This is a genomic window from Halalkalibacter oceani, assembly GCF_023715605.1.
Taxonomy (GTDB): domain Bacteria; phylum Bacillota; class Bacilli; order Bacillales; family Bacillaceae_D; genus Halalkalibacter; species Halalkalibacter oceani.
Map to the genome: position 1 here is coordinate 432,657 of NZ_JAMBOL010000001.1, position 13,639 is coordinate 446,295.

Annotated in this window: 11 protein-coding genes, 5 tRNA genes, 1 other RNA gene, 1 pseudogene and 1 riboswitch; of the genes and pseudogenes, 12 read left to right on the forward strand and 6 right to left on the reverse strand. The window is 47.5% G+C overall.

What is annotated here, in order from left to right; translation table 11 throughout:
* Position 1 precedes the first annotated feature (1 nt).
* Positions 2 to 978, forward strand: a pseudogene (locus tag M3202_RS02160) (ABC transporter substrate-binding protein).
* A 21-nt stretch (positions 979 to 999) separates the two neighbouring features.
* Here the strand turns inward: M3202_RS02160 and M3202_RS02165 are convergent.
* Positions 1,000 to 1,776: a DUF1189 domain-containing protein gene (locus tag M3202_RS02165; RefSeq protein ID WP_251221721.1), complete on the reverse strand. Its 777-nt coding sequence runs from the start codon at positions 1,774 to 1,776 to the stop codon at positions 1,000 to 1,002.
* 235 nt (positions 1,777 to 2,011) lie between these two features.
* Here M3202_RS02165 and M3202_RS02170 point away from each other — a divergent pair, with 235 nt between their 5' ends.
* The 7 genes from M3202_RS02170 to M3202_RS02200 all read left to right on the forward strand — a co-directional run bounded on the left by M3202_RS02170 (position 2,012) and on the right by M3202_RS02200 (position 5,191).
* Entirely contained in the window at positions 2,012 to 3,637 is a 1,626-nt protein-coding gene (locus M3202_RS02170; RefSeq protein WP_251221722.1) for a Na/Pi cotransporter family protein, read from the forward strand.
* 428 nt (positions 3,638 to 4,065) lie between these two features.
* Positions 4,066 to 4,140, forward strand: a tRNA-Asn gene (locus M3202_RS02175).
* A 4-nt stretch (positions 4,141 to 4,144) separates the two neighbouring features.
* Positions 4,145 to 4,218: transfer RNA gene (locus tag M3202_RS02180), tRNA-Met, on the forward strand.
* Between the two features lie 31 nt (positions 4,219 to 4,249).
* Positions 4,250 to 4,325, forward strand: a tRNA-His gene (locus M3202_RS02185).
* Between the two features lie 5 nt (positions 4,326 to 4,330).
* A tRNA-Ile gene (locus tag M3202_RS02190) sits at positions 4,331 to 4,407 on the forward strand.
* A 13-nt stretch (positions 4,408 to 4,420) separates the two neighbouring features.
* Positions 4,421 to 4,513: transfer RNA gene (locus tag M3202_RS02195), tRNA-Ser, on the forward strand.
* A gap of 105 nt (positions 4,514 to 4,618) precedes the next feature.
* Positions 4,619 to 5,191, forward strand: a complete 573-nt coding sequence (locus M3202_RS02200) for a hypothetical protein (RefSeq protein ID WP_251221723.1) — start codon at positions 4,619 to 4,621, stop codon at positions 5,189 to 5,191.
* Between the two features lie 37 nt (positions 5,192 to 5,228).
* On the opposite strand, the gene M3202_RS02205 is transcribed toward M3202_RS02200, so the two are convergent.
* The 3 genes from M3202_RS02205 to M3202_RS02215 form a co-directional block, all read right to left on the reverse strand.
* Positions 5,229 to 5,981: an ABC transporter permease gene (locus M3202_RS02205; RefSeq protein ID WP_251221724.1), complete on the reverse strand. Its 753-nt coding sequence runs from the start codon at positions 5,979 to 5,981 to the stop codon at positions 5,229 to 5,231.
* The gene (locus tag M3202_RS02210; RefSeq protein WP_251221725.1) at positions 5,978 to 6,754 is read right to left on the reverse strand and encodes an ABC transporter ATP-binding protein; all 777 of its coding nucleotides are present in this window, start codon (positions 6,752 to 6,754) and stop codon (positions 5,978 to 5,980) included. Before M3202_RS02210 ends, M3202_RS02205 begins: the two co-directional genes overlap by 4 nt.
* A gap of 89 nt (positions 6,755 to 6,843) precedes the next feature.
* A riboswitch (TPP riboswitch) is annotated at positions 6,844 to 6,945 on the reverse strand.
* A 58-nt stretch (positions 6,946 to 7,003) separates the two neighbouring features.
* Positions 7,004 to 7,813 carry an undecaprenyl-diphosphate phosphatase gene (locus tag M3202_RS02215; RefSeq protein WP_251221726.1) on the reverse strand — a complete coding sequence of 270 codons (810 nt, stop codon included), beginning with the start codon at positions 7,811 to 7,813 and terminating at the stop codon, positions 7,004 to 7,006.
* A gap of 236 nt (positions 7,814 to 8,049) precedes the next feature.
* Between M3202_RS02215 and M3202_RS02220 the strand changes: the two genes are divergently transcribed.
* From M3202_RS02220 to M3202_RS02235, 4 genes are all read left to right on the forward strand, one after another.
* Positions 8,050 to 8,658: a superoxide dismutase gene (locus tag M3202_RS02220; RefSeq protein ID WP_251221727.1), complete on the forward strand. Its 609-nt coding sequence runs from the start codon at positions 8,050 to 8,052 to the stop codon at positions 8,656 to 8,658.
* Between the two features lie 146 nt (positions 8,659 to 8,804).
* Positions 8,805 to 10,115, forward strand: a complete 1,311-nt coding sequence (locus M3202_RS02225) for an MFS transporter (protein WP_251221728.1) — start codon at positions 8,805 to 8,807, stop codon at positions 10,113 to 10,115.
* Positions 10,116 to 10,178: 63 nt separating this feature from the next.
* A non-coding RNA gene (gene ssrS / locus M3202_RS02230) (6S RNA) lies at positions 10,179 to 10,360 on the forward strand.
* An 88-nt stretch (positions 10,361 to 10,448) separates the two neighbouring features.
* A complete protein-coding gene (locus M3202_RS02235) occupies positions 10,449 to 12,539 on the forward strand; it encodes a peptidoglycan D,D-transpeptidase FtsI family protein (protein WP_251221729.1) in 2,091 nt (696 codons plus the stop codon).
* Between the two features lie 152 nt (positions 12,540 to 12,691).
* Here M3202_RS02235 and M3202_RS02240 read toward each other — a convergent pair whose 3' ends face one another.
* Positions 12,692 to 13,153, reverse strand: coding sequence for a hypothetical protein (locus M3202_RS02240; protein WP_251221730.1), 462 nt, complete (start codon positions 13,151 to 13,153; stop codon positions 12,692 to 12,694).
* Complete coding sequence (locus M3202_RS02245; protein WP_251221731.1) at positions 13,153 to 13,515, reverse strand: hypothetical protein; 363 nt, start codon at positions 13,513 to 13,515, stop codon at positions 13,153 to 13,155. Before M3202_RS02245 ends, M3202_RS02240 begins: the two co-directional genes overlap by 1 nt.
* Positions 13,516 to 13,639: the final 124 nt, after the last annotated feature.

Genomic DNA, 13,639 nt, shown 5'->3' on the forward strand with positions numbered 1-13,639 from the left:
AATGAAATTTATTATCAAACCTTTATTGCTGCTTCTTTTCATCATGCTGCTTGTCGCTTGCGGACAAACAGGGGAAACGACAGCTGACGTCGAGACATCGTCTGCCGGCGAGGACGCAGTTGTGACGGAAAATGGCAACGAAACGGAGGCGGACGAAGGTGAGCCGATGGTTGATCCGGATTCGGTCATCGCCTCGATGTCGATTCATATGACGAATAATCTGCTGGCGCTCGGGATTAAGCCGGCAGGTTCGGCAATTGGTGGGGCGTAGGTGATTTTCTACCGCATGTCGCGGATTTGCTTGAGGGCAGCGCAAAGCTGGGCGTTGTAACAAGTCCTGATATGGAAGCCATCTTGGCGCTGGAGCCGGATTACATTTTTACGGATGCGCATTTCGGCGCGGAGTCGCTCGACACATTGGAAAAAATCGCCCCGGTCATCAGCACGGATATCGATGAAGGGACATGGCGCGATCATTTGCTGGAGACGGCTTCATATGTCGGACGCGAGCAGGTCGCAGAACAGTTTATCGAAGCATACGAAGAAAAGGCAGAGCGGGTGAAGTCGTTCATCCACGATGAACTTGGTGAAGAGGCGAAAGTGATGGCGATCCGCGTCTCGGCCAAGGAAATGAGGGTAATGAGTATGAACCGTCCGATGGGGCCGATTATGTTCGATGACCTCGGGTTAACGCCGATTGATGGATTGGAAGAGATGACGGGGGACGAGCCATTTGCCGTTATTTCAAAAGAAGTGCTGCCTGATTTGGGGGCAGATGCGATCTTTTTGATCGTCAACAATGATGATGATGCGAAGAGAAGTTTTGACGAGCTGGCGAAAAATCCAGTCTGGAATAATCTCGAAGCGGTAAAGAACAATCATGTCTACACGCTCGACGGCCAAACATGGCTTGATTATTCCGCACTCGGACAGGACATGGCATTGGATGATGCGGAGAAGCTCTTTACGGAGCAATAACATTATCTTGGGAAGCGAGCGCTAAGGAGCGACTCGCTTCTTTTGTTTTGGCAGCGGAATTGATTTCATTGCCAGCAATAAATAGACAAAAGTCGCTAGTACAAAAGCAGTGAATGGAACTTTCCATAAAAATGTGTCGATCCAAAATAGCACAATTGCCGGATACGTGAAAGCATGAGCGGTCATCAGCCATAAGTGACGGTAAGTAAGAAAACGCTGCTTTTGACGAAAGGCCAGGCCGATGAAAGCGAGGGCCGTAATGCCGAGAAAGGCTGTTCCTGCTAATGCCGCATACATCAGGATGCTCACGACTCCGAGCAAAATTGGCAAAAAGCCGGCCAGGTCATCAATCCGAGCTTTGAGCTGATCACCAGAGAGCTGCTGGCCGCCAAGAAGAAGATAAGGGACTGTTTGGAGATGACCTTCGTCGATCATAATCAGTTCCTGTTTTTGCAGGACGACCCCATTGTGAAGTGCCGGCAATTCCTCCTTTGGATAGGTGAGATTTGGATCAATCACAAAAAGATAATCATTTGTATGTTCAGCGATATAGACTTCTTCATGTTCCATGCTTAATTCCCCGTTAACAAGCTGGAAATCGGGAAGATCGGCTTGTAACGTCTCTTGCAGATGTTCAACATTAGCGACTGCGCTTATCATTGTCGAAAGGACAAATGGAAAGCTGGCCAAAAGCATGACAAAAAGAACATGCCAAATTGTCGAAGTAATAGGGCGGAGCCGGCTATAGGCGACTACCTTCCGATCATAACATTTTGTAAACCATTTCCAGAAACTCATGACTGCCTCCTTTTTCCCTTCCCTATTTTAACGAATGTCGCTAGAAAATACTATGAGTATGATCCATGTATTTCAGGGAAGAATCACTAAAAGAAAGAGCGTATATGAAAAAATACGAAATACATATTTACAAACCGTTCATAAATGAATAATAATAGACAGGGTGTCGATGTTGAGCTTTGTCGAATTTGACAAAAGTTTACGATGACTTATGAAAATGAAGGGATGAGGATTTGTGGATTTACAATCACTCTTGTTCATGTTTTTTGGGGGTCTGGGGATTTTCCTGTTCGGAATTAAATTCATGGGGGATGGATTACAGAAGGTTGCCGGGGAGCGCCTGCGGGATCTTCTCGATAAATTTACGACCAACCCGTTAATGGGGGTGATAGCTGGTCTGTTTGTAACGGTGCTTTTGCAAACGAGTTCCGGCACAACCGTATTAACAATTGGATTAGTAAATGCCGGCTTTATGACATTAAAGCAGGCGATCGGTGTCATTATGGGAGCGAATATCGGAACGACGGTAACAGCGTTTATTATCGGGATCGATATATCTGCCTATTCTTTACCGATTATTGCCCTCGGAGCTGCCTTGATTTTCTTTTTGAAAAATAAGAAATTCAACAATTATGGACAAGTTATTTTTGGCTTCGGTGCTCTTTTTTATGGACTAGAGCTAATGGGAGAAGGAATGAAACCATTACGTGAACTTGAAGCCTTTACAGAATTAACACTTAGCATGAGTGAAACGCCTTTGCTTGGGGTACTGATTGGTACGGTATTTACCGTGCTCGTGCAAAGTTCCAGTGCGGCGATTGCGCTTTTACAGCAGCTTTATGAGCAAGGTGCGATAGGGTTGGATTCCGCGTTGCCTGTATTGTTCGGTGATAATATTGGGACAACGATAACAGCGGTTTTAGCTGCTATTGGGGCATCGGTTGCTGCTAAACGGGCAGCTTTAACGCACGTCATTTTTAATTTAATTGGGACCGTACTTGTCTTAATTATCTTTCCATTCTTTTTGAATTTTATTGAATTTTTAGCGGTCGAGTTAGGCTTAAATCGTCCAATGACAATTGCTTTTGCCCACGGGATCTTCAACGTATCGAATACGATCATTCAGTTGCCGTTTATTGCTGTACTGGCTATGATTGTAACTAAGCTTGTCCCGGGTGAGGAATATAGCATTGAATACAAGACGAAGCATTTAGACCCGAGATTTATTGGTAGTTCACCAGCAATCGCACTTGGTCAGGCAAAGCAGGAAGTATTACGAATGGCTGATTTCTCGGAAAAAGGGCTTTTTGAGGTCAGTCAATATCTTCGTAACGGCACGAAGCGCCATGCTGAAATGGCCGTGCAGTTTGAAGAGGCGATTAATAATTTAGATCGCAAAATTACAGACTATTTAATTTTAATTTCGTCACGCTCCCTGTCAGGTCCGGATTCAAAAATGCACTCGATGCTGATGGATACGGTTCGAGATATTGAAAGAATCGGCGACCATATCGAAAACATTGTTGAATTGAAGGATTATCAAAAAGCGAACAAGGTTAATTTATCGGAGACCGCGATGTCCGATTTGCAAGAGATGTTTGATTTAACGATTTCCACTTTAAAAGAAGCTGTTCTCTCCCTGGATAAAGTCGATGGCGACATGGCGCGTTCCGTGATCGAGAAAGAAGAAATGATTGACCGGATGGAACGAAAGCTGAGAAAGCAGCATATTCAGCGTGTCAATGAAGGTCAATGTTCAGGCTCTGCCGGCATCGTCTTTGTCGACATTGTCAGCAATCTCGAAAGAATCGGTGACCATGCTGTTAATATTGCGGAAGCGGTCATTAGCGAAGACCATTGATTTTATAAAAGAAAGTTAAGATTAGAGAAAAGCCCATGCCGAATTCATTTCGGCATGGGCTTTTAAAACGAGGAACAGGCTTGCTGCCCCCCTAGTCCTAAGCCCCCGCTATTAACAGAAAATGGCTTGTCTAATAGAGCTAAATATGATAAGTTGGGAAAGCAGTGCTTGCTTAGTGGCTGAGGGAAAGTATGTATTGACACGAAGGTGAAGAAATGTTATTATCATTCTTGTCTTTATCGATTTATGGGGCTGCTGCAAGTGAACGAATAAAGAATTTCATTGAATATTCCATAGTAGCTCAGTGACGAGCCAAAGCCTGGTCGAACAAGCAACGAGTTGTCTCGACGCAGCCGGCAACGGAGCGAAGCTAGTAAGAGGAAGAGACAGGTACCACAAGCGTACGAATGAACAACAACAATGAATATTCCACAGTAGCTCAGTGGTAGAGCAATCGGCTGTTAACCGATCGGTCGTAGGTTCGAGTCCTACCTGTGGAGCCAATATGGCGGTGTAGCTCAGCTGGCTAGAGCGTACGGTTCATACCCGTGAGGTCGGGGGTTCGATTCCCTCCGCCGCTATCTTTTTTTACATATTCGTGGCAATCTTGTGGCGGTTGTGGCGAAGTGGTTAACGCATCGGATTGTGGTTCCGACATTCGTGGGTTCGATTCCCATCAGCCGCCCCATGTAAGGACCCTTAGCTCAGTTGGTCAGAGCAGTCGGCTCATAACCGATCGGTCGTAGGTTCGAGTCCTACAGGGTCCACCAACTGTCATTTGATGGAGGAATACCCAAGTCCGGCTGAAGGGATCGGTCTTGAAAACCGACAGGCGGGTTAAACCGCGCGGGGGTTCGAATCCCTCTTCCTCCGCCATATAACGAAATTCACACTACCAAGCATGGTAGTTTTTTTTGTGTTACAGTGGTATTAGGAAAATAAAGGGATTGATCCGGATCAAACGAATCAGGGGGAAGACGGATGAAAAAAGAGTTTATCAGTGTGGTGATGGCATGTAGTCTGGTGCTATTAGCTGGATGCATGTATGGTGAGGGCGAGAGGGAAACTCTAGAGGAGGGTGATAACGGCTATCAGATTGACAGCTACCAAACGGATGTAAAAACAGCGGTAACACTCGCCTTGGATCAATTTGCTGAGCTTTCTTCATCCAAAAGTATTGAGGTGTTATATGAGTATAAGCCAATTCATGAAGAAAAAATGCTATTCCGATCGCTGATTAATAATCACTTATTCGGTACGAACCGTCCAACGGCTGAAATAATCAAAGCAAGAAATGAACGGAAGCGGGAGTTTGAAAAACTGCTAGCGGAAGCACAGGATGAATACGACATAACTGTTACGGAAGAAGAGGTTACGGCTTATATTGAAGAGATGGTTGACCCTCATTATTTTGAAGAGCAGGAGGAATATGCGGCAGCATTAGGGATTACCGTTACTGAATTAAATCATCAATTTGACCGTGATTTATATTATTTCGATGTCTTAGCAGATAAGCTGTTATTTGCCCGGGCAGCGGAAGGCCAATTCGAGTGAAAACGAAAAATGAGTTAGCCAAAAGTATTCGGCTAACTCATTTCGTCTGCCGCCATTTCAGCAGCGAAGCTTCCAGCAGGCGGATCAGCAGAAAGAGCGCGATGCCGATCAGCGACAGCCAGACAATCGGGGCAAACACACCGGCGCCGTCAAATTGCGTCATCATTCTCCGGCTGAAATAGCCTAAGCCGGCTTGGGCGCCGAGCCATTCACCGATCGCCGCGCCAATCACGCTCAGCGTCACGGCGACCTTCATGCCGGAGAGGAAAGAAGGGAGAGCGGATGGCACCTCGACCTTGCAAAATAGCTGCCACTTGCTCGCTCCCATCGTTTTCATCAACTCAAGATAGTCTTTCTTCGTCGTACGAAAGCCATCGAACGTGCTGACGGTAATTGGAAAGAAGGTAATCAACACGGTGACGACGACCTTGCTCGTTAGCCCGTAGCCGAACCAAAGGACGAACAATGGAGCCAGGGCGATAATCGGAATTGTTTGAGAAGCGATTAAAACCGGATAAAAAGCCCGTTCGACGAGCGGCAGCTTGTACATCGCAATCGCAAGCACGACGCCGAGCACGAAGGAAATGGAAAGCCCTGTTACAATAATCGCGAGCGTGGCCGGCAAATGAGTAAAAAGCAGCGCTTCATTCAGCTCAACCATTTTCGCCAGTACTTGTGTCGGTGCCGGAAAAAGAAACGGCTGCCCGACTGCGATGGCGCTTATTTGCCAGACAAGCAGCAGCACACAAAGCAAAAGCCATGGATAGAGCCAATTGGTGATCCGTTTCATGACGGCGTCACCTCCTTCGTAAGATGACGAAGAATCTCTCTTTTTAAGGAAGCCCCCTCGGCTTCTAGAAGCTGCTCATGTGAACGCGGCCGGGAAAAAGGGACGGTGAAAAGGGTATAGTTCGATAAAGGAGAGCCTGAAAAGACAGCGATCCGATCCGATAAATAGAGCGCTTCATCGACATCATGACTAATAAAGAGCAGCGTCGGCCGCTCTGTCGCCTCTTCCCATTGTCTGAGCAGCCAGGACTGCATCGACAGACGGGTCATCGCATCAAGCGAGCTGAATGGCTCATCAAGTAAGAGCAGTCTTTCACCGGAAAGCGTTGCCCGCAGGAAATTGGCCCGTTGCCGCATCCCGCCCGAGAGCTGATGAGGATAGGACTGCTCTGTTCCGGCAAGGCCAAACGTCTTCATTCGTTCCCTTGCCCGCTCATAGCGCTCTTTCCGCCCGATTCCTTGTAGTTCGAGCGGGAGAGCCACATTATCCAAAATGGTACGCCATTCAAATAAAAGATCCTGCTGCGGCATGTAGCCAATCTCACGCCGGGCTGAGCCTTCCTGCAACAGCTCAATCGAGCCGGAAGTTGGCTCGGCCAGTCCGGTAATCAATTTGAACAGCGTGCTTTTCCCCGTTCCGCTTGGGGCCATGACAGTGAGGATTTCCCCGCTGTCAATCGATAAAGTTAACTGTTTGATGACAGGAGCCAAATCGTCGGAATAGTGAAAGGTCAGCTCCTTCAAACGCAATAGTTCCTGTGAAACCTTGGTCATGGAATGTGCCTCCGAATTTACGCCGCAAAAGAAAAAACACCACCATTCGGCAGAAAGGTGGCGCCATGACAGGTTACGATCCTCATCATTTGTCAGAACAGCCACTTTCCTCCGCTAGCATTACCTAGGTCAGGTCAAGTAAGGGTTGAGGTGGAACCTCTCTCAGCTACAAAGCGCCCCTAGTGGTGTTTTTGATTCAATTGCTTTTGGTTTACGATAGCATACTCTCCAAGTAAGATCAATGATTTCCTATGCGAGAAAAATCCATGAAAACAGGCCGAGGCCGATACAATAGCAGGCGAAGTATGTTAATTTGCTGTTCTGTACCATCGCAATCAGCCATTTAATGCTGAGTAAGGCAAAGAAAAATGCTGAAAGAAAGGCAAGCATCAAGGAAGGCCATTGATCGCTGTACAATCCTTGAGCGAGCTCCGGCAGCTTAATGATACTGATTCCGAGAATAATCGGAATCGAGAGAAGAAAAGAATAGCGGAGGGCGACCTCCTTGCTGAGTCCGCACCAAAGAGCGGCAATTAATGTGCTGCCGGAACGGGAGATGCCGGGGATGACGGCGAGGGCTTGCCCGAGACCGATCAGAACGCCATCCCGCCAGGTCAGCTCCTTTCGCATGCCTCTGTCGACACCATGCTCAATCAGTACGAGAAAAATCCCGGTAATAATCAAAGAGGCGCCAATCAGGGCAATTGTCGTCAGCTGCTCACCAAGAACATACTCAAGCCCTTTTCCTGCGCCCATCGTGACAAAGGTCGACAGGAGCAACAAGCAGCCGAAACGGTAATGGTTGTAATGTTTCTGCTGTTTATTTGTGAGATAGAGGATAAAGTCCTTTCCAATCCGCAGCAGATCACGCGAAAAATAAAGAATGACCGCCAGCAGGGAGGCGGCATGTAAAAAAACTTCAAGCACAAGCTCGGTGTCAGCCTGCGTCTCAAAAGCGAAAATCTGCCTGGCAAGCAGCAGATGAGCAGTACTGGAAATCGGCAAAAATTCAGAAATTCCCTGGATAAAGCCAATAAGCAATGCTTCCCACCAGTTCATTTTGTCCCTCCTTTGATGGTTTGTACATATGTATGGAAAAAAAGGAATCAATATGCCGAAGAAGAGGTTTGAATAGCGGGTAGGAAGGGTACATTAAATTTTGGAGCCCGACGTAAAAAAGAACAAGCTTCTTTATTGCAACCTCGAGTAAATTTTGGTAATGTAGGTATTGGCGGACTTACTAAACATTTCTGTTGGTAAAGTCGCTGGCAATTCAAATTAGGAGGAGATTGAAGATGGCATACGAATTACCGCAATTACCTTACGCAGCAAACGCACTAGAACCTCATATTGACGAGCAAACAATGAATATTCACCATGGTAAACATCACAACACGTATGTGACAAAGCTGAATGCAGCTCTTGAAGGCCATGATGAGCTAGCAAGTAAGAGCATTGAAGATCTTGTTTCTAATTTAGACGCTGTTCCTGAGAACATTCGTGGCGCGGTTCGCAACAATGGTGGTGGACATGCTAACCATACTTTGTTCTGGCAAATTCTTAGCCCGAACGGCGGCGGAACGCCAACAGGAGAATTAGCGGACAAGATTAACGAAGCATTCGGCAGCTTCGACAAGTTCAAGGAAGAATTTGCAAATGCCGCAGCTAACCGCTTTGGTTCAGGCTGGGCTTGGCTTATCGTTGATGGCGGCAAGCTGGCGATCACAAGCACTCCAAATCAAGATACTCCTTTAATGGAAGGCAAGACGCCAATTCTTGGCCTTGACGTTTGGGAGCATGCTTATTACTTAAATTACCAAAACCGTCGTCCTGATTACATCAACGCATTCTGGAATGTAGTCAATTGGGATGAAGTGACAAAGCGTTACGATGCAGCAAAATAAGAACTGAGGAAAAGAGTGGCAAAAGGAGCGAGTTTTCTTTGCCGCTCTTTTTTATTTTGCCTTCGGACAGCAAGCGGAGCTGTTCCGTTCTGCAAGCATGATGCGAATTAATTTGAATAACGATATTTTCAAGAGACACACTACTGATGAGGGTGGTGGAGTCGGTGAAAAAATCGCTTATTTCAAAAGTCATTGGAGATGTGGAATTAACAAGAGATTTGACAATCTTATTATTGATCGGCGGTCTCTATGCGTTGAGTGTCGCCTTATCAAATACATTTGTAAATGTTTACCTTTGGAAGCAATCGGGTCAATTTATTGATCTGGCTCTCTACAATTTGGCTGCGGTTATTTTGCAGCCAATTACTTTTATTCTTGCCGGAAGATGGGCGAAACGGATTGATCGCGTGATCGTGCTAAGGCTCGGTGTCATTTCTCTATCCAGCTTTTACTGTACGGTGCTGCTTTTGGGAGATAATGCAAACCGCTTTCTGCTCGTGCTGGGCGCCATTTTGGGCATCGGCTTTGGCTGTTACTGGCTGGCGTTTAATGTGCTGACCTTTGAAATTACAGAGCCGGACACGAGAGATTTCTTTAACGGTTTCCTCGGATTGCTAACGTCCTTTGCCGGGATGATCGGGCCGATTGTATCCGGACTCGTGATCACCAGAATGGAAAAGTTCGCCGGTTACACGGTGATGTTCTCGATTTCACTTTCGCTCTTTGTCGTCGCCGTGCTGCTCAGCTTCATGCTACAGCGAAGATCGGCGGAGGGGAGGTTCTATTTTCGCCGCATTCTCGAGGAACGAAAAAGCAATATTAACTGGCGGCGCGTTCTTCATGCCCACTTTTTTCAGGGGCTGCGTGAAGGGACGTTTGTTTTTGTGATCGTTGTCTGGGTATACATAGCAACAGGCAGTGAGCTGGCGATTGGAACATACGGGCTCGTCGCCTCTGCTGTCCAGTTTGTCGGCTATTATACGGTGACACGATTGGTGAAATCCCATTTTCGCAAAACCTCGATTCTGATTGGCGGAACGATTTTATATGCCGCTATTTTCTTAATTGTGTTCGACCTTTCGTTTGCCAAGTTAATCATGTATGGGATTGTCATTTCCATTGCCTATCCGATGCTGCTCGTGCCGTATGTTTCTTTAACTTATGATGTCATCGGCAAAAGCTGGCGGGCGGCGGAGATGCGAATTGAATATATCGTCGTCCGTGAATTGTTTTTAAATAGCGGGCGTATTCTTTCGGTGCTGACGTTTATTTTCACGATTACGTTCTTTCCCGAAGATAAAGCGATTCCAATTCTTCTGATGCTGCTTGGAGGCGGCCACTTTCTGATTTATTTTTTCGTCAGGGGAATCCGTTTTCAAGAAGAAAAAGGAGGGGAAAGCTACAGCTTTGCCAGACAGGAAAAAGGGGAAGGCGACACAGGCGAGACATCCGTCTAAGCGAAAAAGGTTCGCTTTGACAAAGAGCGCTGATATGATATAATAAGCTTACAAATAAACGAAGCTTGCCTGCCGTGTTAGTCAGCTTCTCCTTGTTTCGAACCTTGCATTTTTTCAGGGAGTTCTACATTGAGTCTCTGCCAACATGCCAGCATTGTTCTGGACGTTGAACGGGAATCTGCGAACACCCACCTACGAGAGTAGGTTCATGAAACAACTGAAGCAACGGCATACGCGGGTTATGAATGCGAATGTTTCTAGGCACCTCTTGTAGGTGCCTATTCTAATGTATTTTACATAGAAACGTTAGGTGAACAGGGAGGAGGAGAGGCTGTGAGCAAAGCGCGACCAAAGAAGAAGCATCATTTACCGGCGCGGCTGAATGTGCTGTTTTTCGCCGTTTTCATTCTTTTTTCGGCCTTGATTTTAAGGCTTGGGATGGTGCAGATTGTCCAGGGAGAAGAATTCGTGAAGGAGCTTGAGCGGACAAGCAATACGACGGCGCGAATTGACGCCCCGAGAGGGTTGATGTATGACCGTTACGGAAATGTCGTCGTCGATAATGAGCTTGAATTATCCGTTACCTATACGAATCCGTCCAGAGCGACAAGCAGCACCCATATGCTTGAAGTCGCCACTGAGCTTGAAAAGTTAATTGATGTCGAGACGGACAGTGTTACAGATCGTGATAAGCAGGACTATATTCTTCTGACTATGACGGAGGAAGAACGCTATGAGCTTATGTCGAAGGAAGAGCGGGCTCAATTCGATGATCCTTCCGAGGAATACCGGGCCGAGGTGGATCGGGTGCCGGAGTCGGCGATTAACAGCCTTTCTGAGCAGGATTTGCGAATTTTGGCGATTTATCGTGAAATGGCTCGCGGATATGCCAACTCTCCGCAGCGAATTAAGCGCGGTATAACCGAGGAAGAGGCGCACCGCCTCAGTGAAAATCTTGACCGTCTACCCGGAGTCGACATTTTGCGTGACTCACGGCGGTCCTATGTCTACGGTGATTCGTTCCGCAGTCTTTTTGGCTCAACAGGCCCGATCCCGCGGGAGCATTTGGACTATTATTTGTCGCGCGGATACGAGCGCTCGGATTATGTCGGCACGAGCTTTTTAGAAGAGCAATATGAGGATGTACTCCGTGGACAAAAGGCGGTGATGGAAAGCATCACGACCTCGCACGGAAGCCAGACCGTTGAACGTTCGGTTAATGAAAAGCTCGGTCAGCGTGGAAATGACCTTGTGCTCGCACTCGATATGGAGCTCCAGCAAAAGGTCGAGGAAAGCATTGAAGAGGAAATGCGCCTTGCCGGAAATTCCTTTATTCTTGACCGTTCGGCCTACGCCGTTATGATGGATCCACGCACGGGCGATATTCTGGCCATGGCCGGTTTTAATGATCCTGCCGGACAGGACAGCGGCAATTATTCCGACCATATCGGCAATGTCACTAAGGCTTTTGCAATGGGTTCAGCTGTTAAGGCAGCCTCGGTTTTAACCGGTTTTCAAACCGGCGTTACTTGGCCGGGAAATTCGTTCTATGATCGGCCGATCGATCTTCCGGGAACGCCGATCAAGAGATCATACGTCCCGGGCGGCTTCGGCTGGGTCGATGACAGAAAAGCGCTGGAGGTGTCCTCAAACGTTTATATGTTTGAAATCGCGATGCTGATGGCCGGCTGTCATTACCCGAATAATTGTAACTGGAACAGAAATTCGATTAATGCCGCGTATGATGAGGCCCGCTTTAATTTCAGCCAGTTCGGGCTAGGAACAGAGACAGGCATTGATCTGCCTTCGACCGCGCTCGGAGTGGACGGAGGCTATCAGGCGGGGGGAAACCTGCTTGACTTGATGATCGGCCAGTTTGATACGTATACACCATTGCAGCTTGCTCAATATATTTCGACGATTGCCAACGACGGCTACCGGATGAAGCCGAGACTCGTCAGAGAAATTCGCGAGCCTGTCTCCGATAAGGATGAACAGGGGGCGGTCGTCCAAAAATTTGAGCCGACCGTCCTGAACCGGATTGATATGAGCGATGCCCATATTCAGCGTGTCCAGCAGGGCTTGCGTGATGTCGTAACCGGAACACGAGGAACGGCGCGTTCACGCTTTATTGACCGGCCATATCAGCTTGCTGCTAAGACAGGGACAGCTCAGGTAACGGTGAACGAAGTCGAGGGAAATAACCAGACGTTCGTCGGCTATGCTCCATTTGACAATCCGGAGGTGGCATTTGCCGTTGTCGTTCCTAACGTCAAGCTTGAGTCACGAGGGGGAAGACAAGGTATGGCGCAAAATATTGCCCAGCGGATGCTCGATGCATATTTTGATATGAAGGAAGAGCGAAATGGTCCGGAAATGGTCGACAGCCCTGTACTCGAAGATCCGGATACGGAAGAAAACTAAGAATAGTGCGGATTGGTGTTAAAGGTGAGCGCAGAAGGGTGTCTTTCTTCCTGCTTAACGAAATCTGCTCAAGGCAAAAGGCCTGTCTCCAGGAAAACGATCCTTGCGAGACCGGCCTTTTTTATGCGCTGGAAGCAGCCAGGCTTTTTCAATTACGTAATCACTGCGATGATTTCTTCCACCGTCATCTCACTGCTCAGAAGAAATTGCCCGGTGCGAATCGACTGGGTCAGTCCATTGCTCTGGAGGTATTCAAGAAAAGGCTCGACTTCCTCGATAATTTGACCGGCTGCGAGCTGTTCGGCTACTTGATGACTCGTCATTCCGGATGAAATCGTCAGCACCATTTGATAGATGATTTGCTGTTCTTCTTGCCCATCTTCCGGCTGTTCAGTGGCGGAGGCTGCTTCGTCCCGCACAGCCTCAAGTTCAGCCTCTGTCAGCACCGCATAGCCTGCAGCCGTCAGTCGCGTCATCATTTCTTCTGTCGACAGCTCGATCATCTCAGGCGATGATTCTTCAGCCGTATGATGTGAATAGTAATAGGTTCCGCCGAGGATCGCCGTAGCCAAAAATAACCCGCCCGCAAAGCTTTGAAGCCCTTTGTGGCCCATCACTGTCCACCTTCCTTCTCCGCCTGCAAATAAGGGATGAGAAGCCGTTCGACTTCATCAGCGGTCAGTCCGGTCGCTGTGGCGATCTCTTCACTTGACATTTCTTGCTCATAAAGGGCAATGACCTCCTGCATCAGCTGATGAGAGCGGGATTTTTTCTGAAATGGTGAGCGCTGCTGGCTGATCAGCAATTCGTCTTCGAGCACGGCGAGCCGTTTTTTGATCTGATACATGTCCTGCAGGTGGGTAAGCGATAACGTCTCAAGCTCCTGTTCTAGCTTCTTGCTGCTGTCTTTTCGAAAAAACGACAGTAAAAATAAAACAATCGCCAGTGAAAATAAAATGATAATGGCAACCTCCATAAGCAACCCTCTCTTTCGACAAAACTCATGCTTTTCATTATACCTCCACTTCCGACTTCTTTACTAGACTTTTCAGCAAGGAAGCTTGTGCGATGCCGATCTTCAACGTTCGACAGCATCGTAA